The organism is Amycolatopsis sp. La24, assembly GCF_029087445.1.
Taxonomy (GTDB): Bacteria; Actinomycetota; Actinomycetes; order Mycobacteriales; family Pseudonocardiaceae; genus Amycolatopsis; species Amycolatopsis nivea.
On the sequence record NZ_JARACH010000019.1, the window covers coordinates 34,212 to 54,692 of the forward strand.

Consider the following 20,481-nt stretch of genomic DNA (forward strand, 5'->3'; position numbering starts at 1 on the left):
GCCGAGGTCAGGGGCTCTTTCAGGGTTCACCCTGAGTGCCATGCCGACATCCGGGAAATGATCAGTATTCGCCGCGCACGAGATTGCCAGGTAGCTCTCCGCCAGCGTACCGGGCGATTTCCGCGGCAGCCACCAAATAAGCGCGCCGCCGGACGCCCCGCACCGCTCCGGCGACGTGCGGCGTCAGCACGAAACCGGGCGCCGTCCACAACGGATGGCCGTCCGGCAATGGCTCGGGATCGGTCACGTCGAGCGCGGCGCGAAGCCTTCCCGCCACCAGCTCCGCCGCGAGCGCGTCGGTAACCACAACAGGCCCTTGAGCAGCATTGACCAACACCGCGCCGTCACGCATCGCCGCGAGGAAATCAGCGTCGACCATCCCCCGCGTCCGCGACGTGAGGGGGACCATCATGACCACCACATCGTGGTGCGGCAGCAGTTCCGGTAACTCATCGACACCGTGCACGCCCTCACGCGCCGACATCCCGACCATCGTGCAGCGGACGTCGAACGGCTCCAACCGCCGCCGCAACTGCCGTCCGACGTCCCCAGCCCCGACGATCAATACGCGCTGGCCCTGCAGAGTGTCCGACGGCAACTGCTCCCATCGCCCAGCCCGCTGCGCCGCCGCGTAAACGTCCAGGTTCCGATACATCGACAACAGGACGCCGACGACCCACTCCGCCATGCTGCCGCCGTGCGCGCCGCGGCAGGTGGACAACAGCACGCCGTCCGGGACGCGGCCGACCCAGTCTTCCGCGCCGGCGGTCAGGAGCTGGACCAGCTTGAGGTTCGGCAGATCGCTCCAGATGTCGTCGCCCGCCGAATCCATGGCCGGGACGAGCACCTCGGCTTTCGCAGCCTCCGGCGGCAACGGGCGGCCCCATTCGTAGCGCACCGCGTGGACGAGGGGGATTTCGGACAGCACGGCGACGCCCTCGTCGTCCGGGACCAGCACGGTGACTGTCATGATCACCACGGTAACCACTTACCAGTGGCTCACGCCGCGCCACCTAGGCTGGGGCATCATGCGTACCCGGTTCCGGTGGTCGGCGCCGCTGGCCCTCCTCGCCTGCGGCGGCCTCGTGCTTTCCGGCTGCGCCCGGTTCGACGACACCGCCGCCGGCCAGACGTTCACCCCCGCGCCGGTGCCGAGCCCGGAATCGCCGCCGCACGTCCAGGAGCACGGCGACGGCCCCGGCAGCGGTCCCCGAAACGGCCCCGCGCAAGCGCCGCCCTCGCCGGTTCCGCCTCCGCAGGGCTGCAAGGACTTCGACAAGGCCGTCATCGCCACCTGCCTGGACACAGTCGCCGCCGTCGCCGGACTTCCCGGCGAAGGTTCCGCACCCGCCGCTCTCGCCGGTGAACGGAAAACCGGCCGGGTGATGCTGGCCAGCTCCGGACATGACGCGACGTCGTTCGCGCAACTGGACGTCCAGGCCGACGGCGACGGAGGGCTCACCAGCCTGGCGCTGTCGCCGAGTTATGTCGAGGATCAGCTGGTCTTCGCGTACGTCACCACTGCGTCGGACAACCGAGTCGTGCGCTTCGCGAAGGGCCAGGCCCCGAAGCCGGTGCTGACCGGAATCCCGAAGGGCCCGACCGGCAATCGCGGCGCGCTGGCCAGCGACGGAAGCGGCGCGCTGCTCGTCGCGACCGGCGACGCCGGCAACCCAGCCGCAGCTGCGGACCCGAATTCCCTGGCAGGCAAGGTCCTGCGCATCGACGTGTCCGGGAAGCCGGCCACCGGCAATCCCACGTCCGGATCGGCCGTCTACGCAGCCGGCCTGCACTCCCCCGGCGGCATCTGCCGTTCGTCCGACGGGAAGCGCACGTGGGTGACGGATCACCCGGCCAACGGCCCGGACGCCGTGTACCGCCTGCAGCCCGGGCAGCCCCTCAACACACCCGCGTGGACCTGGCAGGACAAGCCCACTCTCGGCGGCTGCGTCGATTTCGTCGATGCGAACGGCATCCTCGGCATCGCGTCGTCCACCGGCATGCAGAACGTGCCGGTCAACAAGGACGGCGCGGTCACCGGCAAGCCGACGGTCACCCTCGACGGCAAAAGCAAGGCCGCCACGACGTACGGCCGGCTCTCCGCCATGAGCATGATCAACCCTCAGCTGGCCGTCGCCGGAACCGTCAACAAGGACGGCGGCAAACCGGTCTCCAGCGACGACCGCGTGGTCCTGATCGTGATGAGCGACACGGGCGGCGGTCCGGGCAAGGACTGACACCGGACGTGCCGGGTAGCGCCTTTCCCGGGGTTCAATAGGCCAGCTGACCTGCGGTTAGCCACTTAGTGGCAACAGCTGACCCGGTCACGCGACATTCTGTTTCCGCTCGAGTTGCCCGCTTGCCGTGGCCCGCTGCGCCCAGCTGACGTGAAATCCGGCCAGAGTCGCCGCTCAACGGCGAATCCACCAACCCGCTTCCCGGCTGAGCATGCGTCGCCGCTCAACGCCCCATCCGCTAAGCGCCGACTCCCGATCCAAGCACCGTCGCCAGCCAGCGGCGAATCCCCCGAAGCCAGCCCACGAAGAGCCACCCCGTCGCCACTGAGCGGCGAATCTGCCAGAAGCCCAGCCAGGACCGACCCGCGTCGCCGTTCAGCGGCGACGACGGGAAGCCCGGCTCTCCGCCCGAGCCGCCCGGATGTCCACGATCGCCAACACGACCGACCCAACTGCGAATGCCATCCCGAGATACCGCCCGACCCCACCCGAGATCGACACGCCCGCAGCGTCCAGGAACGCCCGTTGATCGCTGTCGAACACCCAGTCCAGCGTCGTCCAGCCGATCACCATCAGCAAAACCGTCGCCAGGCCGCCCACCAGCCACAACTGTGGCAGCCCGCTCACCCGCGCCTTCGTGACCTGCCCGAACAGGACCACCGCGAGGCCGACCACGGCCAGCAGCAACGGCGGCCCCCACGAGAAAAGATCCGAATTCCACGCCGTGCGCACGACGTCGCTGTGCGGCAACGTCTTGAACGCCTCGCGGACATCGGGCGTCGCGGTGTCCGCCGACAACACCGTCCAGGGCAGGGCTGTCGACCCGGCCGCGAGCAGCCCGGCCGCCAGGCCGAGCCACTCGCGCCAGGTGACGCGTCGAAGCGAAAAAGCCACTCAGGAACCGACGCGCTCGATGATCAGCTCGCGCACCCGCTTGGCGTCGGCCTGGCCCTTGGTCGCCTTCATGACCGCGCCGACGATCGCGCCTGCCGCGGCGACCTTGCCGCCGCGGATCTTGTCGGCGATGTCCGGCTGCGCGGCCAGAGCTTCGTCGACCGCGGTGAGCAGCGCCGAATCGTCGGATACGACCTTCAGGCCGCGCTTCTCGACGACCTCGCGCGGCGAACCCTCGCCCGCGAGAACGCCCTGCACGACCTCCTTGGCGAGCTTGTTCGTCAGCTCCCCGGAGGACACGAGCCCGATCACCTCGGCGACCTGCGCCGGCGTGATCGCCAGTTCGGTCAGCTCGACCTCGCGCGTGTTCGCTTCCTGCGCCAGCGTGTTGACCCACCAGCCGCGCGCCTCGTCCGGCGTCGCGCCGGCTTCGACCGTCGCCGCGACGAGGTCCACAGCACCGACGTTCAGCAGGTCGCGCAGCGCTTCGTCGGAGAGCTTCCACTCTTCCTGGATCCGCTTGCGCCGCTCCCACGGCATCTCCGGCAGCGTCGCGCGCAGCTCCTCGACCCACTCGCGCGACGGCGCGATCGGCACGAGGTCAGGCTCCGGGAAGTACCGGTAGTCCTCCGCAGTTTCCTTGGCGCGCCCGGACGACGTGGTGCCGTCGGCCTCCTGGAAGTGCCGCGTCTCCTGCCGGATCGACCCGCCTTCGGCGAGAATCGCCGCCTGGCGCGTCATCTCGTACCGCACCGCGCGCTCGACACTGCGCAGCGAGTTGACGTTCTTCGTCTCGGTGCGCGTGCCGAATTCCGTCGCGTCCTTGGCCATCAGCGACACGTTCGCGTCGCAGCGCAGCGAGCCCTGGTCCATGCGGACGTCGGACACATCGAGCGCCCGCAGCAGGTCGCGCAGCGCGGTGACGTACGCGCGCGCCACCTCGGGCGCCCGCTCGCCGGTGCCGGTGATCGGCTTGGTGACGATCTCGATCAGCGGCACGCCGGCGCGGTTGTAGTCGAGCAGCGAGTGCTCGGCGCCGTGGATCCGGCCGGTCGCGCCGCCGATGTGCAGCGACTTGCCGGTGTCCTCCTCCATGTGCGCGCGCTCGATCTCGACGCGCACGACCTCGCCGTCGTCCAGCGTCACGTCGAGGTAGCCGTCGAACGCGATCGGCTCGTCGTACTGCGACGTCTGGAAGTTCTTCGGCATGTCCGGGTAGAAGTAGTTCTTCCGGGCGAACCGGCACCACTCCGCGATCTCGCAGTTGAGCGCGAGACCGATCCGGATCGCGCCCTCGACCGCCTTGCCGTTCACGGCAGGCAGCGAACCGGGCAGGCCGAGACAGGTCGGGCACGTCTTGGTGTTCGGCTCGCCGCCGAACTCGTTGACGCAGCCGCAGAACATCTTCGTGTTCGTGCTGAGCTCAACGTGGACCTCGAGCCCGAGTACGGGGTCGAACCGCTCGATGACCTCGGCGTAGTCCATCAACTCGGCCACGGCAGTCACTTCGTTCCTCCCAGCTCCGGAGCCTGGTGCACGAGCGAGCCGCCGGCAGCGGCGTCGCGCGCGGCCTCGTACGCGGCGCCGACGCGGTACAGCCGGTCGTCGGCGAGCGCCGGGGCCATGATCTGCAGGCCGACCGGCAGCCCGTCCTCGTCGGACAGTCCGCTCGGGACGCTCATGGCGGCGTTGCCCGCGAGGTTCGACGGGATGGTGCACAGGTCGGCGAGGTACATCGCCATCGGGTCGTCCACGCGCTCGCCGAGCTTGAACGCCGTGGTCGGCGTCGTCGGCGACACGAGCACGTCGACCTTCTCGAAGGCCTGCGTGAAGTCGCGCGTGATGAGCGTGCGCACCTTCTGCGCGGAGCCGTAGTACGCGTCGTAGTAGCCCGACGAAAGCGCGTACGTGCCGAGCATGATGCGACGCTTCACTTCAGCGCCGAAGCCCTTCTCGCGGGTCAGCGACATCACTTCTTCGGCGCTGTGTTCGCCGTCGTCCGAAACGCGCAGGCCGTACCGCATCGCGTCGAAGCGCGCGAGGTTCGACGACGCTTCGCTCGGCGCGATCAGGTAGTACGCAGGCAGCGCGTACGTGAAGTGCGGGCACGACACCTCCACCACTTCGGCGCCGAGAGCGCGAAGCTGCTCCACGGCAGCCTGGAACGAGCGCAGCACGCCTGCCTGGTAGCCGTCGCCGCCGAACTCCTTCACAACGCCGACGCGTACGCCGGACAGGTCGCCCTTCGCGCCTTCGCGCGCCGCGGCGACAACCGGCGGCACCGGTGCGTTGATGGACGTCGAGTCCATCGGGTCGTAGCCAGCGATCGCTTCGTGCAGCAGCGCGGCGTCAAGCACCGTACGCGCGCACGGCCCGGCCTGGTCGAGCGAAGACGAGAACGCCACGAGGCCGTAGCGCGACACTCCGCCATACGTCGGCTTCACGCCCACAGTGCCGGTGACAGCGCCGGGCTGGCGGATCGAGCCGCCGGTGTCCGTACCGATCGCGAGAGCCGCCTCGAACGCCGAAATCGCCGCAGAGGAGCCACCGCCCGAACCACCCGGGATGCGCGCGTGGTCCCACGGGTTGTGCGTCGGGCCGTACGCCGAGTTCTCCGTGGAGGAGCCCATCGCAAACTCGTCCATGTTCGTCTTGCCGAGGATCACGACGCCCGCTTCGCGCAGCTTGCGCGTGACGGTCGCGTCGTACGGCGGCAGCCATCCCTCGAGCGTGCGGGACCCGCAGGTCGTCGGGACGCCCTTAGTGGTCAGCACGTCCTTCAGCGCCAGCGGGACGCCCGCCAGCGGCGACGCCGGCTGCTCTCCCGCGGCCAGCTGCTCGTCGACGGCCTTGGCCGCGCCGAGCGCGCCTTCCGTGTCGACGTGCAGGAACGCGTGCACGTGGTCGTCCACCGCGGCGATCCGGTCCAGGTGCGCCTGCGCGACCTCGACGGCGGACACCTCGCGCGAGTGGATCTTCGCCGCCAGTTCGGCGGCGGTCAGCTTGACGAGTTCGCTCACTGTTCTTCTCCCAGGATCCGCGGCACCCGGAACCGGCCGTCCTCGGCGGCCGGCGCGGCGGCCAGCGCGTCCTGCTGCTCGAGACTGGGCCGGACGGTGTCCTCGCGGAAGACGTTCGTCAGCGGCACGGCGTGCGAGGTCGGCGGGACGTCTTCCTCGGCGACTTCGCTGACCTTCGCGACCGAGTCCAGGATCTGATCGAGCTGGCCGGCGAAAACGTCCAGCTCGTCGTCGGTCACGGCCAGCCTGGCCAGCCTCGCGAGGTGTGCGACCTCGTCTCGGGAAATGTTGGGCACGCGGGTGACTCCCGGGGTGTGCTGTGCGGGTGCTCTCGGAAGCTGCAAGTCTATGGTGACGGCGTCGGACGGTTCGACCGGGTTATCGGGCCGCGGGCGCCGGGCAGGGCGTCCCGCTTGCCGGACAGCGGGCCCCCGCGGGTACCCGGTCTGTCACAATCGGCGCCCGGCAAGCGCGTCCCACGACAGGGCTGGGACGCCTGAGGCGAGAGGGGCGCGTGGTGTCGTTCCTGATCCGGGTCCAGCTACCGGACTCCCCCGGCACCCTCGGCGCGGTCGCGACCGCGCTCGGCACGGTCGGGGCCGACATCCTGAGCGTGGACGTGGTGGAACGCGGCGGCGGCCTCGCGATCGACGACCTGGTGGTCGAACTCCCGTCGGGCAGGCTCCCGGACGCGCTGATCACCGCGGCCGAGAGCGTGGAAGGCGTCGAGGTCGACGCGGTGCGGCCGTACGCGGGCATCCTCGACACCCATCGCGAGCTCGAACTGGTCGAGGAGATCGCCGCACAGCCGAAGGCCGGGCTGGATTTGCTCGCCGAAGGTGTGCCGAAGATCATCCGCGCCGGGTGGGCGGTGATCGTCGAGCACGCGGAATCGGGACCTCGCCGCTTGGCTTCGTCGAGCGCGGCGCCAGAGAACCCGTTCACGGACTTGCCGTGGCTGCCGCTGGAACGTGCGACCGTCTTGGACGGCGAGGATTCGTGGGTCCCGGAGACGTGGAAGGAGCTCGGCACCGAACTGGCCGCCACTCCGCTGGGCAAGCCGGGGAAGGCGATGCTCGTCGCGCGACCGGGCGGGCCCAACTTCCGTGCTGCGGAGGTCGCCCGGCTGGCGCACTTCGCCGGGATCGTCGCGGTGGTCCTGGACGGGTGACCCGAGATTTGGGTCAGGTGTCCTGAAGGTGGTGGCCGAGCGGAGCGTCTGGCGGATCTTGGTTGCCGATAATCGGCGAATCGGCCGGTAAAAGGTCGTAGCCAGCACAAATTCGAGCCCGACTCGGCCCCTCGTCGCACTGTAGTTCAGCCGCCGTCGGCCGTCCTCAAGTGCAGACAATCTCCCTCATGAAGGTGAAACGCCTACCGACTCCCCTGGCTGCGGCGATCAGCACTTGTCGGCATAGAGGGTGACGACTGTGCCAGCGGAAACCACGGTCCCGGGCTTGGGATCCTGCCCGGTCTGGCACCAGTTCCGGTCGATGATCATCATCCGTTTCTTCCCGGACGAATCGACCTCGCGCAGGTTGTACAGCCCAGCCGCCTGCATGGCGTCCTGCGCGTCCTGATGATTCATCCCGGACACGTCAGGGACTTTGATCGTCGCCGGCTGCGCAGTGCTGACCGGTGCGCTCACGGTTGCCGTCGCGGACTGGGTCGCCGTCGCGGTCACAGTCTCGCTCGTGACTGTCGTCGTCGAGGTGCCACCAGGTTGTGGTGCCGCGTTGCACGCAACAGCAAGAAACGCGGCAACGCCAACGACCGGTACTGCGGCTTGAACGAATTTCGCCATGCTCACGCTTCCTCGGTACGAGTCGGTACTTCACGCGTGACAGCTTGAGTCGAAGCCAGACATCCAGACGTTACAACCCGTACCCAGTCGAAGCTCGCCAAACAGACGCGCCGACGCACAGCCGTCCGCCAGCGACAGCCTCGACCACTTCCGCCCGACCGACGCCCACCGCCAGGTCCGCCAAAGCGCTCACCAGTACCCGACGGAAGCCCAGGCGGGGTTCGCCAAACCGTCGCCACTCAACGGCGAAAACCGGCGGCGAACCCCGTCCAACGCTTTCGCCAAAAAACGGCAAAAGTCCCTGACCAGCGAGAACGAGCGGTCAGAAGCCGTATTCGTAGGCGATCAGGTTGACCCCCGGATGCGGATGCCAGTCCCGCGCGGGCAAGCGCCGGAACCCAAGCCGCTCGTAGAGCCGGTGCGCCTTCCGCATCACGTCGAGGCTGCTCAGCACGACCCGGTCGACGCCGAGTTCCCGGCCACGGGTCAGCACCGCCTGGGTGAGCGCCTCCCCGACCCCTCGCCCGCGCGCCGCCTCCGCGACCGCCAGCATGCGGAACTCCAGCTCACCCGGCTGGGAAATCTCGGACAGCTTGCTCCCGGGCTGAACGATCGCGACCGAGCCCAAGACCTCTCCGTCCGGATCTACCGCGACCAGCAGCTCGGCGTGCTCCGCTCGCCCCGACACGTCACGGAGTTTCGCCTCGTACGCCGCGTCCGTGTCGAAGAATCCCTCGATCCGGTAAGCCTCGACGGTCACCTCGCCGAGCGCCTCAAACTCCTCCGGCCGCGCCGGACGGATCTCCACCTCACTCATCGCCGCCCTCAGCTTCCTCGTCCGAACCGGTGTCGAGCGCCAGTTCCGCAGCCGCCTCCGGGCCGCGCTCCAGCAACGCGCGGAACCCGTTCTCGTCCAGCACCGGCACCTTCAACTGCACAGCCTTGTCGTACTTCGCCCCCGGAGCTTCGCCCACCACAACGAACGCCGTCTTCTTCGACACCGATCCCGCAGCTTTGCCGCCGCGCGCCATGATGACTTCCTTCGCTTCGTCACGGGAAAACCCGTCCAGCGAACCGGTCACCACGATCGACAGGCCCTCGAGATTCCGCGGGATGGACTCGTCGCGCTCTTCCTCCATCCGAACCCCGGCCCGTCGCCATTTTTCGACGATTTCCCGGTGCCAGTCGACCTCGAACCATTCCTGCACGGCGTGCGCGATGGTCGGGCCGACGCCGTCGACGTCCGCGAGTTCCTCCTCGCTCGCGTCCTCGATCCGTTGCAACGAACCGAATTCGCGCGCGAGCGCCTGCGCCGCGGTCGGCCCGACATGCCGGATCGACAGCGCGACGATCACTTTCCACAGCGGACGGTCCTTCGCCGAATCGAGGTTCGCCAGAAGCTTCCGCGCGTTCACCGACAGGTCGCCTGCCTTGGTGCGGAACAACTCCACCTCGGCGAGCGCCTCCTCGGTGAGGTCGAATACGTCGCCCTCGTCAGCGACCACCCTGGCGTCGAGCAGCGCAACCGCCGCCTCGTACCCGAGCACCTCGATGTCGAACGCACCGCGACCGGCGAGATGGAACAGCCGTTCCCGCAGCTGCGCAGGACAGAACCGGGTGTTCGGGCACCGGATGTCCTTGTCGCCTTCCTTTTGATAGGCGAGTTCCGTGCCGCATTCCGGGCATTCGGTGGGCATGACGAATTCGCGCTCGTCGCCGGTCCGCGCGTCGACGACGGGACCGAGCACCTCGGGAATCACGTCGCCGGCCTTGCGGATCACGATCCGGTCGCCGATCAGCACGCCCTTGCGCTTGACCTCTTCTTGGTTGTGCAGCGTCGCCCGCGCGACCGTCGAGCCCGCGACCTTCACAGGCTCGGTTACGGCGAACGGGGTGACCCGCCCTGTGCGCCCGACGCCGACCTGGATGTCGAGCAACGTCGTGATCGCCTCTTCCGGCGGATACTTGTACGCGATCGCCCACCGCGGCGCACGCGACGTGGTGCCGAGCCGGCGCTGCAAAGCGACCTGATCGACCTTGATCACCACGCCGTCGATCTCGTGCTCGGCGTCGTGCCGATGTTCACCCCAATAGGCGATGTGATCGGTGAGCTCCTTGCCGGTCCGCAGCACTCGCGTGTGCGGCGACACCGGCAACCCCCACGCCGCCAACGCGTCGTAAGCATGCGACTGCGTCACCGGCTCGAAACCATCGCGCTTGCCGAGACCGTGGCAGATCAGCCGTAGCCGGCGCTCCCTGGTGATTTTCGGGTCCTTCTGCCGCAGCGACCCGGCAGCGGTGTTGCGCGGATTCGCGTACGGCAACTTGCCCGCCTCGACCATCTTCGCGTTCAGCTCAAGGAAGTCCTCGACGCGGAAGTAGACCTCGCCGCGCACCTCGACGAGCTTCGGCACTGGGAACTCGTCGGTGCCGGTGAGCTGGTCCGGTACCTGGTCGAGGGTGCGGATGTTGAGCGTGACGTCCTCGCCCGTACGCCCGTCGCCGCGGGTAAGGCCCCTGGTGAGCTTGCCGTTTTCGTAGAGCAGGTTGATGGCGAGCCCGTCGATCTTCAGCTCGGCCAAGTACTCCGTGGACCCGATTTCCTTCTCGACCCGTTCGACCCAGGTGAGGAACTCCTCGGTGTCGAACACGTTGTCCAGGCTCAGCATGCGCTCGAGGTGGTCGTGCGCGACGAACTCGGTGGAGAACGTGCCGCCGACGTTCTGGGTCGGCGAATCCGGCGTGACCAGCGCCGGGTACTCGTCCTCGATCTCCTGGAGATCGCTGAGGAGCGCGTCGAACTGGCCGTCGGAGACGATCGGCGAATCCAGCACGTAGTACCGGAACTGATGGCCGCGGATCTCCTCGGCGAGCGCGCCGTGCCGCTCGCGCACGTCGGCCGGTACGTCGGTCACGTCCTGGGCGGCCTCCACGGCCGCCTGGTCTTGGGGAAGGTCGGTGCTGCTCACAGGTGGTGAGCCTAGCCGGAGGCACCGACACTTTCGTCCGGTCGCTCCGTCAGTCCGCGGACCAGCTCCCGGAACTCCAGCAGATCGATCGTGCCCTCCGGCACCGCCTCGGCGGTCTCGACCCGGCGGAGCCTCTCGGCGGCCAGACGCTCGCCTAACGTCGCGTCGAGCGGCAGGAACGTCATCGTGGTGCGGGCAGCCTCGTCCAGCTCCGCGAACGCCGGATGATGGACTGCGACGTCGACCACGCCATCGTCCACCTGCGCGACAACCCGGACATCGGCCAGCGAGATCCGATGCTCGCCCAGGTTCACCGTCACCTCTGTCGGGTCCGGGACCGGAGGCACCGAATCGTGGTACTCCCAGATCGCGTCGTCCGGCGGTCCAGCCGCTTTCCACGCGTCGGTGTACGGGCGCAGCTCCGGGTCTTCCTGCCCGCTCACGACCAACGCGTAGATGGCGGTCCGGCCGCGTTCGAGCGAGAAGTGCAGCCGCGGGTGCAGCGCCTCGACCAGCACGCACAGATCGTGCTCGACCCGATGCGGCTCGCCTTCGCCCAGCGCAGCGCTGACTTCGGGCAGGAGGTCGTACCACCCTTCCCAGAACGCAGCCGCCGCAGCGACGGCGTCGGACGGCACCTGCTGCTCAGGCCATGGCGTACGGGGATCTGGCGGCGCGGCCTCGGTGTCGGCTTCCGAGCGGCGACGACGGAACAAACGCATGATTCGGAATTCCCCCGATTGTTTCTCTTCGCCAGCCGCGGTACGCGTCACGGCAGCGGCGCGTCCGCGAAATCACCAGTTCTCGGGTGGCTCCACGAACCCTTTGCCCAGGTCGCTACTAAGAGCGAGCGCACGGCGCATCCACTCGTTCGTGGCACCGGCCAGCCCGCACGCCGGCGTCGGAACCGCACGCTCGGCCAGGATTGAACGGTTGAACCCCAGCCGGTCCACGAGCTTGAGCGCCGGCGAAGCGAGGTCTTTCAGGCCCGGAGCCGTCACCGGGTCCGTAGCCGGTACGAGGCCCAAGAAGAACGAGATACCGCTGTCCCAAGCCTCGCCGATCTCGTCCAGGAGCTCGGCAGACGCCCCGGCAAGCAGGCTGACGTCGAACGCGATGGCCCCGGCACCCGCGGCACGGAGGAGCGCGATCGGCGGCCGCGGAGCGCAGCAGTGGACGATGACCGGCTGCCCAGTCAACGCGCCGATCCGTTCGATCGTCGTCGCAAGCAGCTCCCGAACCTCAGGCTCGGGCACCGCCGGCACATTGCCGTACCCCGACGGAGTTGACAGTTTTCCGGCAAGAACAGCAGGCAACGACGGCTCGTCGAGCTGCACGACCACCGGTGCGTCAGTCCTCGCGGTCAGCTCCGCGACATGCTGGGCAAGCCCGTCGAGGAGTGACGCGGTGAAGTCCCGCAACGCCCCGCGGTCAGTGAGCACCCGGTGTCCGCGGGCAAGCTCGATCCCCGCGCCGAGCGTCCACGGCCCGGCGATCTGGGTCTTGAGAACGGCCGGCGCGCCAGCGTTCTCGCGGGCGGCTTGGACGGCGTCGAGGTCCCACTGGAGCAGGTCACGCCCGCGACGATGCTCGTGACCGGGCCTCCCGGCCACGCGGTAACCGCTGGGCACAACCTCGATCGCCAGGTCGACGAGCAACGCCGCGGTCCGGCCGACCAGGTCGGCACCGACGCCACGAGCCGGCAATTCGGGCACATACGGGAAGCCGGGAAGCTCTCCGAACACCACGGCAGCGGCCTCGACGGGATCGGTCCCCGGCATAGACCCGATTCCCGTTGCCGCGCCCGCGGGCCAAGGTCGTTCAGTCACAGGCCGGATTGTCGCGGAACGTGCGGGTGCCGTCCGCACCGCCCCTGTGGACAAGCTTCACCCAGCCGCGCGGCAATAGCCGGACATTCGCCGCATATCCCTTTGCCTGCACCGAATTCGCGGTCACCGCGTTAGTCTGGATCGTCATGACCAGCTCCGCCCCGCCACCGCCCGGCAAAACACCCGGTGACGCATCCGCCCGGGAGCCGCGGCGGGGCAACATGCCCGGCGCACCGGGCCGCCGGGCTTCAAGTCGCTCCTTTGAGCGCACTCTCTTCACCGAGCCGGTCCTTTACGTCAGCCGGGAGGCGAAGCCGACCACCGTCGGCCAGGAGTACGGCGTGTTCGACCGCCACGGCCTCCACATTGGCGACGTGGCCGTCACGACGCCCAGTTTTCTGCGCAGAGTCATTCAGCATCTGTGGAAATCCGGCCAGCACATCGGCCGCAGGTTCGAGGTCCGCGACGCGAACCAGAGCACTGTCCTCAAGGTCGAGAAACCCGCGAAGGACCAGTTGGCCCGCTTCGTGGTCACACGCGCGGACGGAACTCCAATCGGCGAAATCATCCCGGCCGACGCAGGCCGCGTCCGTTTCACGCTTCGCGCCGAAAGCAAGACGATCGCCACCGTCATCGCCACTGGCCGGCAACGCTGGGAAGTCACGGTCGAGGACCCGGCCGGCGCAGAGGTCGCCCAAGTCGGAGTTCCATCGCCGGAGCTTTCGCCGCTCAGCGGCAACGCCTGTCTCGTAGAGATCCCGCAGCAGGTCCCCGAGCCGCTGGCCAGCATGCTCATCGCGACAACGTTGACTATCGACCTCGCGCTCACCGCACCATCCGGCTGATCACGTGACCGGTGTCTCAGCCCCGCCAGGTGGACAGCGACCGGAATACGGCCCAATGTAAGGAAAGTCCGGGACGCCGAGGTCCCGCCTGGACGGAGGTCGCCGTGGAGCCGTTGCCCGAAGGCAGTTACTCGAACTGGGCCGATCCCGGGGTCTACGAAGTGGCCGCGGGCGTCTACCGGATCCCCTTGCCGCTTCCGAACGACGCCCTGCGCGCGGTCAACGTCTACGCCGTCACCGACGGCGCGAACCTCGTGCTCGTCGACTCGGGATGGGCCCTCACCGAATCACGCCAGTTGCTAGCCGACGCGCTCAAGGCGATCGACGCCGAACTCGGCGACGTCCGCGAGTTCCTCATCACCCACGTCCACCGCGACCATTACACACAGGCAGTCGCGCTTCGGCGGGAGTTCGGCAACCGGATCGCCCTAGGCAAGCTCGAGCAGCCTTCACTGGACGCGAGCGCCAACCCGAACCAGTTCCCCATGCAAGCCCAACTCGATCTCCTTCGCCTCAGCGACGGGCAAGAGGTCATCACCGCGCTCAGCAAGCTGTTCGGTTCGGAACCTCGCCACACCGAGGCAAATCTTTGGGAAGAGCCGGACGAATGGCTGACACCCGGCCGGCGAGCGGTGCTGCCCGACCGTGAGTTCGACGTGGTCCACACCCCAGGGCACACCAACGGACATGTGGTTTTCGTCGACGGCGCAGCAAACCTGTTGTTCTCCGGCGACCACGTGCTCCCGCACATCACTCCGTCGATCGGCTTCCAGCCGGTTCCGGCCGAGTTGCCGCTGAACGACTATCTCGACTCTCTCCGTCTGGTTCGAGGCATGCCGGACCGGCGAATGCTGCCGGCTCATGGCCCAGTCACCGACAGCGTGCATGCCCGCGTCGACGAACTTCTCGAACACCACCGGCAACGTCTCGACACGATGGCGGCCCAGATCGAAGCAGGGGCAAGCACCGCTTTCGAAGCCGCCAACCGCCTCGGCTGGACCCGCCGCGGCCGCAAACTGTCCGAAATGGACGCCTTCAATCAGATGCTCGCCGTCCTGGAAACCGGCGCACACCTGGATCTGCTGGTCTCACAGAACAAACTCGCAGCCGAAGAAGTCGACGGCATTCGCCGCTACAAGACCACGTAGCGGTCGACCGTCCAGCGATCGCCCAATGGAATACTGAACTACCGTGCCTCCTATCACTGTGAGACGAGCTCGAGCCGACGATGTCGAAGCGATCGTCCAGATGCTTGCGGACGACCAACTGGGAGCAACCCGCGACTCGCCAGCCGACCTGGAGCCCTACCTGCAGGCTTTCAAAACCATTGATGCAGACCCAAATCAGCTACTGGTCGTCGCAACGTCAAACGACCGACCGGTAGCCACACTTCAGCTGACGATCATCCCCGGTCTCGCGCGGCGCGGAGCACTTCGCGGGCAAATCGAAGCCGTGCGTGTGCACCGCGATCACCGCAGCTCGGGCATGGGCGCACAACTCGTGCAGTGGGCCATCGACGAATCACGACGACGCGGCTGCAACCTGGTCCAGCTCACCTCGGACACAACGAGGACGGCAGCGCACCGCTTCTACGAACGATTGGGCTTCGTCGCGAGTCACACGGGTTTCAAGCTGCATCTCTGATCACTCCCTCCCGCAGCTTCAACCGTCCGCACGCTCGATAGCCCTGCCTTCACCGTGCCAGAGTTGCCACCCGGAAGCCAAGCGATTGCACGAGGGGTCCCCTCGTGCAATTTAGCTGACTGTGCTCGAATAAATGCGTATCGTGACGATCATGAGCAAGTCGACCGCGCCGGCGGATCACGTCGGCCAGACCAACACCACCACCGAAACCGCAGACCTCGCCTTCCTGCTCCGCACCATGCACGCGAACCTCAGCCTTTTCGATCGCTTGCAGCCAGACCAGTTGATAGCGGCAGTAAAGGATGCGAACCGGCAGATCGCCCGCTTGCAGGCGTTGCAGTTGCATTGCATGGCGGGCATGCGAAGACGAAGATCAGACCCGCACGAACTGGCGTGCGAGCTCGCGATTGCCTTGCATATCACCGATACCCGAGCCGGAGCGATGATCCACGCGGCCGAAGCTCTGGCCCACCGTCTGCCTCGAACTTTCCGGCTGATGGACCAGGGCAAGTTCGATCTCTATCGCGCCATGAAAGTCACGGACGGCACCAGCCAGCTGTCCGACCACCACGCGCGGATGGTCGACTACCTGCTCGAACACCGGCTGGAAGACAAGAACCCGACCCAAGTCCGCAAGGCGACTGCATACGTCGCAACGAAAATCGACCCTGACGGGGTGATGAACCGACTGTCTCAGCGGAAAGCTGAGCGTCGCGTCATCCTGCAGCACCAGAGCGAAGGAATCTCGCGGTTCTCCATCGACAACGCCTCGACGGACAAAGCTGCAGCGGCCTACCTCCGCGTCGACAAGATCGCTCGGTCGCTCAAGACGGGCGACGAAAAGCGAACCCTCGACCAGCTGCGCGCTGACGTCGCGATCGATCTGCTGCTCAGCGGCAAGGGCGGCGTTCCCGAGCAGACCGAGGTGTACCTCTACGTCGATCTGAAGACATATCTAGGCCTCAACGAGAATCCCGCTGAGCTGGCCGGCCACGGTCATATCCCCGCCGAACTCGCGCGCCACATCGCGACTGGTCCCGACACGATCGTCCGCCGGGTCATCACTGACCCGCTGACCGGGCAAGTGATCGAGGTCGGCAAGTTCCGGTATCGGCCGAACATCGATGTCGAGGAGTTCGTGCGGGTCCGCGACCGTGAGTGCCGACAGCCCGGCTGCCCGCGGCCCGCACACAACTGCCTCACGGAGCCGACCGGCCCCGATTCCGCGGACGCAGACTCGACTTTGAGCTACTGCCTACGTCACCGTCGTCTCAAGAATCGAGCCGACTGGAGCTATGAGGTCATGCAGGACGGGAAGCTGATCGTCACGACTCCGACGGGCGAGACGGCTGAAAGCGCGCCTCCGCCACTGCACGATCCACAGCCCACGCCGGAGCAACCTGAGGAGGAACGCCTAGGCGCGTAGGGAGATCAGCGCGTGCCAGAGATATTGGCACTCCCGAGCACAAGGTCGCCGGCCTGGTCGTCTTGCCGATAAAGGACAACGACCTGGCCAGGTGCCACACCGCGCAGTGGCTCCCGCAGTTGGATGGAGACTTGTCCGTCTTCATCCACTTCGGCGACCGCATCGGCGATGCCTCCGTGCGCGCGAACCTGGACGGTGCATTCGGTCGGCCCGTCCAATGCTCGTCCGCTCGGCCAGATCGGGCGGTCCGCGTCGATGGCGTGGACACCGAGGTCTGCCGACGAACCGACCTTCACCGTGCCCGAAACAGGTTCGAGCGAAAGGACATACCGCGGTCGCCCATCAGCGGCCGGCGCATCGATGCCGAGGCCCTTCCGCTGGCCGACGGTGAACCCGTGCACGCCAGTGTGATGCCCAAGCACCGCACCGGTCTCTGCATCGACGAGTTCGCCAGGACGTTCGCCGAGTCGCTTCTCCAAGAACTTCTTGGTGTCGCCATCCGGGATGAAGCAGATGTCGTGGCTGTCCGGCTTCCGCGCGACGGAAAGCCCGCGCTGCTCCGCCTCGGCACGCACATCCGACTTCCAGGAGCCGCCCAGCGGAAACATCGCATGACGCAACTGCTCTGGCTGCAGTGAAGCCAGTACGTACGACTGGTCCTTGCCTTCGTCCGCGCTCCGGCGAAGTTCCAATTCGCCGTCAACGGTCGCCAGGCGCGCATAGTGACCGGTCGCGACAGCATCGAAGCCAAGAGCGAGCGCCTTCTCAAGCAGCGCCTCGAACTTGATCTTCTCGTTGCAAGTCACGCAAGGATTGGGCGTACGGCCGGCGGCGTACTCGCCGACAAACGTCTCAACGACCTCTTCGGTGAAGCGCTCCGCGAAATCCCAGATGTAGAACGGGATACCGAGGATATCCGCGGCCCGGCGGGCGTCGTGTGAATCTTCGATGGTGCAGCAGCCGCGGGAACCTGTCCGCAGCGTGCCGGGTTGAGCTGAAAGCGCCAGGTGCACTCCGACGACGTCGTGGCCGGCGTCCACTGCACGCGCGGCGGCGACGGCCGAGTCGACTCCTCCGCTCATTGCGGCCAGTACCCGCATTGCTTTACACCTCTTGCTTCTGGGTCTGCTTGCGCATGCCGACGAGGCCGGCCTGTCGGGCACGGATGACGACGCCACCGATCTCGCGCGCCAGCGTGTGCACGTCGTCCAGGGTCGACGTGTGGCCAAGCGAGAATCGGAGCGAACCGCGAGCCGCGGCGGCGTCTGCCCCCATTGCCAGGAGGACGTGGCTTGGCTGCGCGACACCTGCGGTGCACGCCGAGCCGGTGGAGCACTCGATGCCCTTGGCGTCCAAAAGCATGAGCAGGCTGTCGCCCGCGCAGCCGGGGAAGGTGAAGTGAGCGTGGCTCGGCAAACGCTCGCCGTCGCGACCATTAAGAATCGCGTCCGGGACCTCCCGCAAGACCGCGGCGACGAGTTCGTCGCGCAGCTTCTCAACTCGGTCGGCGTACTCCGCGCGGCTGCTGATCGCCGCTTGGACAGCAGCAGCGAAGCCAGCAATCGCCGGGACGTCGAGAGTGCCCGAACGAACGCTGCGTTCCTGGCCACCGCCATGGAGTACCGGCACGCATGACGTATCCCTGTCGAGAAGAAGCGCACCGACGCCGTACGGGCCGCCAAGCTTGTGACCGGTCAGCGTGAGTGCGGCTGCGCCGGATGCGGTGAAGTCGACCGGAATTGCACCGACCGCCTGGACGGCGTCGGTGTGCAGGGGGATGCCGTACTCGTTGCAGACCGCGGCGAGGGCGGCGACCGGATTGACCGTGCCGACCTCGTTGTTCGCCCACATCACCGTTGCCAGGGCGACAGTCTCCGGTGCCGATTCAATCGCCGCGCGGAGCGTTTCCGGCGAGACCCGGCCCTGGTCGTCGACTTCGAGCCAGGTGATCTCGGCGTCGGAGTGCTGCTCCAGCCACTCGACAGTGTCGAGGACCGCGTGATGCTCGACCGTGCTGCAAAGGATGCGCCGCCGAGCCGAGTCCTCGCCGTGGCGAGCCCAGAAGATGCCCTTGACCGCGAGGTTGTCACTCTCCGTACCGCCGCCGGTGAAGATAATCTCCGAGGGCCGCGCGCCCAGAGCGGCGGCGATCACTTCGCGCGCTTCCTCGACGGCCCGCCGAGCACGACGGCCCGAAGAATGCAACGCGGAGGCGTTGCCCACGGTGGACAAAGCCTCAGTCATCGCCGCAATGGCTTCGGGCAGCATCGGAGTCGTTGCCGCATGGTCGAGATAGGTCATCGCTCTATCAGGGTAGACCGATGCGGCCTGTGACGAAGCTCGCCCCGGGCCGCGGAGTGGCACGTCACACCTGTTTCGGCCACCTGCTCGTGAGTTGGACGCCGAGCAGCGCCAGCAGGACGAGGGCGATACTGAGCAGTCCCATCGCGGAGGACGGCTGGGCGGCGGACGCGACGGCGGCCAGGAGTACCCCGCCGAGCCCGATGAGCAGCGCTGATCCGACCCAGTCGGCGAGCTGCATCGCGGAGGTGTTGAAGCCGCGCTCTCCTTCCGGGGAGTAACGCAGCAGGAGAACTGAGATGGCGGGCATCGCGATTCCCATCCCGGCGCCGCCGACCGCGCAAACAGCGAAGGCCACCCAGGCTGGGAACCACGGTTGGGCGACAAAGCCGAAGCCGACCAGGCCGATCGCGACGAGTGCGAAGCCAGTACGCAGCGATGCCTCGCGGGACCAGTCGAGGAACCGGCCTTGGAGGGCAGATGCGGCGGACCAGCCGAGAGCGGTGATGGTGAGCGGCAGACCAGCGAGTGCAGGGCTGTAGCCGTGAACGGCGGTCATGGTCAGCGGGAGGTACGCCTCCATGCCCGCGTATGCGCCAGCGATCAGGGCTCGGGAGGCAACCACCGTGGGCAGTCCGGGGCGAAAGGTCATCGTTCCGGCAGGCAGGAGTTTGCGCAGTGCGACGGCTAGCGCGACAAGACCCAGAGTTCCGTATGCGATTGCGGCAGGCGATGGGTGTTGGGCGGCCCAGCTCAGGGCGGCGACGCCGAGCGCGGCGACGACGGCGGCGATGACGCCCGCGCGACGTCCGGCTGGCAGCGGCACATGGGCAGGCAAGCGGCGAGTGATCTTGTAGAGCAGAGCAATTCCGATCCCGACCAGCGGAAGCAGGCCGAGGAAGACCCATCGCCAGCCCACCGTCACGGTCACCACGCCGGCGACGGATGGCCCGATGACCGCGGGGAGGACCCAAGCGGCCGCGTTCGCCGCGTAGATGACGGGGCGTTCGCGGTCGGTGAACGTCAGGGCGATCAGCAGCGAGACGGACACCAGCAGAAATCCCGAGCCGAAGCCCTGCAGGGCTCGGCCGACCAGGAGCATCGGCATCGTCGTGGCGATGCCTGCGACAGCTAGTCCTGCCGCAAACAGCGCCGGCCCCACTAGCAGTGCTGGTGCCGGACCTCGACGGTCGCCTAGCCGTCCGGACAAGACGGTCGCGACGACGCTCGCCACCAGGAACGTGGTAAACGGCCACGAGTAGAGCGCAAGACCATGAAGTTCGGCGACCAGCGTCGGCATCGCGGTGGCGACGCCCATGTTTTCAAAGGCCACCAGCGTGACCACAAGCAACAGCCCGACGGTGACAAGGCGGTGTTCGCGACTCCAGAGGACACTTTTTCGAGGCTGCGCTTCGACGGCCTGGCTCATGATCGGAAGCTTGCAACCTCCAGCGCTCTGGAGGTCAAGCCACCCGTAGGTCTTCAGGGGCGAACAGTGGGGCGGATCGCATC

General features: G+C 67.5%; 20 protein-coding genes. 6 read left to right on the forward strand and 14 right to left on the reverse strand.

Features of this window, described 5'->3' with window-relative positions; all coding sequences use genetic code 11:
• Positions 1–61: 61 nt before the first annotated feature.
• Complete coding sequence (locus PUT80_RS19465) at positions 62–970, reverse strand: 2-hydroxyacid dehydrogenase (protein ID WP_275293037.1); 909 nt, start codon at positions 968–970, stop codon at positions 62–64.
• Positions 971–1,028: 58 nt separating this feature from the next.
• Between PUT80_RS19465 and PUT80_RS19470 the strand changes: the two genes are divergently transcribed.
• Positions 1,029–2,237 carry a PQQ-dependent sugar dehydrogenase gene (locus PUT80_RS19470; protein WP_275293091.1) on the forward strand — a complete coding sequence of 403 codons (1,209 nt, stop codon included), beginning with the start codon at positions 1,029–1,031 and terminating at the stop codon, positions 2,235–2,237.
• A 375-nt stretch (positions 2,238–2,612) separates the two neighbouring features.
• On the opposite strand, the gene PUT80_RS19475 is transcribed toward PUT80_RS19470, so the two are convergent.
• Genes PUT80_RS19475 through gatC form a run of 4 tightly spaced genes read right to left on the reverse strand, consistent with a single transcriptional unit; the run spans position 2,613 to position 6,447 of the window.
• On the reverse strand, positions 2,613–3,131 hold the full coding sequence (locus PUT80_RS19475; RefSeq protein ID WP_275293038.1) for a hypothetical protein: 519 nt from the start codon (positions 3,129–3,131) through the stop codon (positions 2,613–2,615).
• Positions 3,132–4,637 (reverse strand): Asp-tRNA(Asn)/Glu-tRNA(Gln) amidotransferase subunit GatB, encoded by a 1,506-nt coding sequence (gene gatB, locus PUT80_RS19480; protein ID WP_182892232.1) that lies wholly within the window; start codon positions 4,635–4,637, stop codon positions 3,132–3,134.
• The gene (gatA, locus tag PUT80_RS19485) at positions 4,634–6,151 is read right to left on the reverse strand and encodes an Asp-tRNA(Asn)/Glu-tRNA(Gln) amidotransferase subunit GatA (protein ID WP_037811788.1); all 1,518 of its coding nucleotides are present in this window, start codon (positions 6,149–6,151) and stop codon (positions 4,634–4,636) included. The genes gatB and gatA overlap by 4 nt, the downstream gene beginning before the upstream one ends.
• Entirely contained in the window at positions 6,148–6,447 is a 300-nt protein-coding gene (gatC, locus tag PUT80_RS19490; protein ID WP_037811790.1) for an Asp-tRNA(Asn)/Glu-tRNA(Gln) amidotransferase subunit GatC, read from the reverse strand. The genes gatA and gatC overlap by 4 nt, the downstream gene beginning before the upstream one ends.
• 221 nt (positions 6,448–6,668) lie before the next feature.
• On the opposite strand from gatC, the gene PUT80_RS19495 reads away from it, so the two are divergent.
• On the forward strand, positions 6,669–7,322 hold the full coding sequence (locus PUT80_RS19495; RefSeq protein ID WP_037716711.1) for an amino acid-binding protein: 654 nt from the start codon (positions 6,669–6,671) through the stop codon (positions 7,320–7,322).
• 228 nt (positions 7,323–7,550) lie between these two features.
• Here PUT80_RS19495 and PUT80_RS19500 read toward each other — a convergent pair whose 3' ends face one another.
• From PUT80_RS19500 to PUT80_RS19525, 6 genes are all read right to left on the reverse strand, one after another.
• A complete protein-coding gene (locus PUT80_RS19500) occupies positions 7,551–7,955 on the reverse strand; it encodes a PASTA domain-containing protein (RefSeq protein ID WP_037811792.1) in 405 nt (134 codons plus the stop codon).
• Between the two features lie 322 nt (positions 7,956–8,277).
• A complete protein-coding gene (locus tag PUT80_RS19505) occupies positions 8,278–8,772 on the reverse strand; it encodes a GNAT family N-acetyltransferase (RefSeq protein ID WP_037811794.1) in 495 nt (164 codons plus the stop codon).
• Positions 8,765–10,924 carry an NAD-dependent DNA ligase LigA gene (gene ligA, locus PUT80_RS19510; protein ID WP_275293039.1) on the reverse strand — a complete coding sequence of 720 codons (2,160 nt, stop codon included), beginning with the start codon at positions 10,922–10,924 and terminating at the stop codon, positions 8,765–8,767. Before ligA ends, PUT80_RS19505 begins: the two co-directional genes overlap by 8 nt.
• An 11-nt stretch (positions 10,925–10,935) precedes the next feature.
• Complete coding sequence (locus PUT80_RS19515) at positions 10,936–11,646, reverse strand: hypothetical protein (protein ID WP_037811798.1); 711 nt, start codon at positions 11,644–11,646, stop codon at positions 10,936–10,938.
• A 72-nt stretch (positions 11,647–11,718) separates the two neighbouring features.
• A complete protein-coding gene (locus PUT80_RS19520; protein WP_275293040.1) occupies positions 11,719–12,753 on the reverse strand; it encodes a methionine synthase in 1,035 nt (344 codons plus the stop codon).
• A complete protein-coding gene (locus PUT80_RS19525) occupies positions 12,746–12,901 on the reverse strand; it encodes a hypothetical protein (protein ID WP_275293041.1) in 156 nt (51 codons plus the stop codon). Before PUT80_RS19525 ends, PUT80_RS19520 begins: the two co-directional genes overlap by 8 nt.
• Between PUT80_RS19525 and PUT80_RS19530 the strand changes: the two genes are divergently transcribed.
• The 4 genes from PUT80_RS19530 (at position 12,900) to PUT80_RS19545 (ending at position 16,668) form a co-directional block, all read left to right on the forward strand.
• Positions 12,900–13,598 (forward strand): hypothetical protein, encoded by a 699-nt coding sequence (locus PUT80_RS19530; protein ID WP_275293042.1) that lies wholly within the window; start codon positions 12,900–12,902, stop codon positions 13,596–13,598. The genes PUT80_RS19525 and PUT80_RS19530 overlap by 2 nt on opposite strands.
• Positions 13,599–13,702: 104 nt before the next feature.
• Positions 13,703–14,746, forward strand: coding sequence for an MBL fold metallo-hydrolase (locus tag PUT80_RS19535; RefSeq protein WP_275293043.1), 1,044 nt, complete (start codon positions 13,703–13,705; stop codon positions 14,744–14,746).
• 43 nt (positions 14,747–14,789) lie between these two features.
• Positions 14,790–15,242 carry a GNAT family N-acetyltransferase gene (locus PUT80_RS19540; protein WP_275293044.1) on the forward strand — a complete coding sequence of 151 codons (453 nt, stop codon included), beginning with the start codon at positions 14,790–14,792 and terminating at the stop codon, positions 15,240–15,242.
• Positions 15,243–15,393: 151 nt separating this feature from the next.
• A complete protein-coding gene (locus PUT80_RS19545) occupies positions 15,394–16,668 on the forward strand; it encodes a DUF222 domain-containing protein (RefSeq protein ID WP_275293045.1) in 1,275 nt (424 codons plus the stop codon).
• 5 nt (positions 16,669–16,673) lie between these two features.
• Here the strand turns inward: PUT80_RS19545 and mnmA are convergent, their stop codons facing one another.
• The 3 genes from mnmA to PUT80_RS19560 all read right to left on the reverse strand — a co-directional run bounded on the left by mnmA (position 16,674) and on the right by PUT80_RS19560 (position 20,398).
• The gene (gene mnmA / locus PUT80_RS19550; RefSeq protein ID WP_275293046.1) at positions 16,674–17,768 is read right to left on the reverse strand and encodes a tRNA 2-thiouridine(34) synthase MnmA; all 1,095 of its coding nucleotides are present in this window, start codon (positions 17,766–17,768) and stop codon (positions 16,674–16,676) included.
• Between the two features lie 4 nt (positions 17,769–17,772).
• Positions 17,773–18,969 (reverse strand): cysteine desulfurase family protein, encoded by a 1,197-nt coding sequence (locus PUT80_RS19555; RefSeq protein ID WP_275293047.1) that lies wholly within the window; start codon positions 18,967–18,969, stop codon positions 17,773–17,775.
• Between the two features lie 64 nt (positions 18,970–19,033).
• Complete coding sequence (locus tag PUT80_RS19560) at positions 19,034–20,398, reverse strand: MFS transporter (protein WP_275293048.1); 1,365 nt, start codon at positions 20,396–20,398, stop codon at positions 19,034–19,036.
• Between the last annotated feature and the right edge of the window lie 83 nt (positions 20,399–20,481).

What these genes read in the sequence shown, in the direction of transcription:
- PUT80_RS19465 (WP_275293037.1), bottom strand. Translation starts at nt 970, where the DNA reads ATGACAGTCACCGTGCTGGTCCCGGACGACGAGGGCGTCGCCGTGCTG.
- PUT80_RS19470 (WP_275293091.1), top strand. Translation starts at nt 1,029, where the DNA reads ATGCGTACCCGGTTCCGGTGGTCGGCGCCGCTGGCCCTCCTCGCCTGC.
- PUT80_RS19500 (WP_037811792.1), bottom strand. Translation starts at nt 7,955, where the DNA reads ATGGCGAAATTCGTTCAAGCCGCAGTACCGGTCGTTGGCGTTGCCGCG.
- PUT80_RS19505 (WP_037811794.1), bottom strand. Translation starts at nt 8,772, where the DNA reads ATGAGTGAGGTGGAGATCCGTCCGGCGCGGCCGGAGGAGTTTGAGGCG.
- PUT80_RS19515 (WP_037811798.1), bottom strand. Translation starts at nt 11,646, where the DNA reads ATGCGTTTGTTCCGTCGTCGCCGCTCGGAAGCCGACACCGAGGCCGCG.
- PUT80_RS19530 (WP_275293042.1), top strand. Translation starts at nt 12,900, where the DNA reads ATGACCAGCTCCGCCCCGCCACCGCCCGGCAAAACACCCGGTGACGCA.
- PUT80_RS19525 (WP_275293041.1), bottom strand. Translation starts at nt 12,901, where the DNA reads ATGACGATCCAGACTAACGCGGTGACCGCGAATTCGGTGCAGGCAAAG.
- PUT80_RS19545 (WP_275293045.1), top strand. Translation starts at nt 15,394, where the DNA reads ATGAGCAAGTCGACCGCGCCGGCGGATCACGTCGGCCAGACCAACACC.
- mnmA (WP_275293046.1), bottom strand. Translation starts at nt 17,768, where the DNA reads ATGCGGGTACTGGCCGCAATGAGCGGAGGAGTCGACTCGGCCGTCGCC.
- PUT80_RS19555 (WP_275293047.1), bottom strand. Translation starts at nt 18,969, where the DNA reads ATGACCTATCTCGACCATGCGGCAACGACTCCGATGCTGCCCGAAGCC.
- PUT80_RS19560 (WP_275293048.1), bottom strand. Translation starts at nt 20,398, where the DNA reads ATGAGCCAGGCCGTCGAAGCGCAGCCTCGAAAAAGTGTCCTCTGGAGT.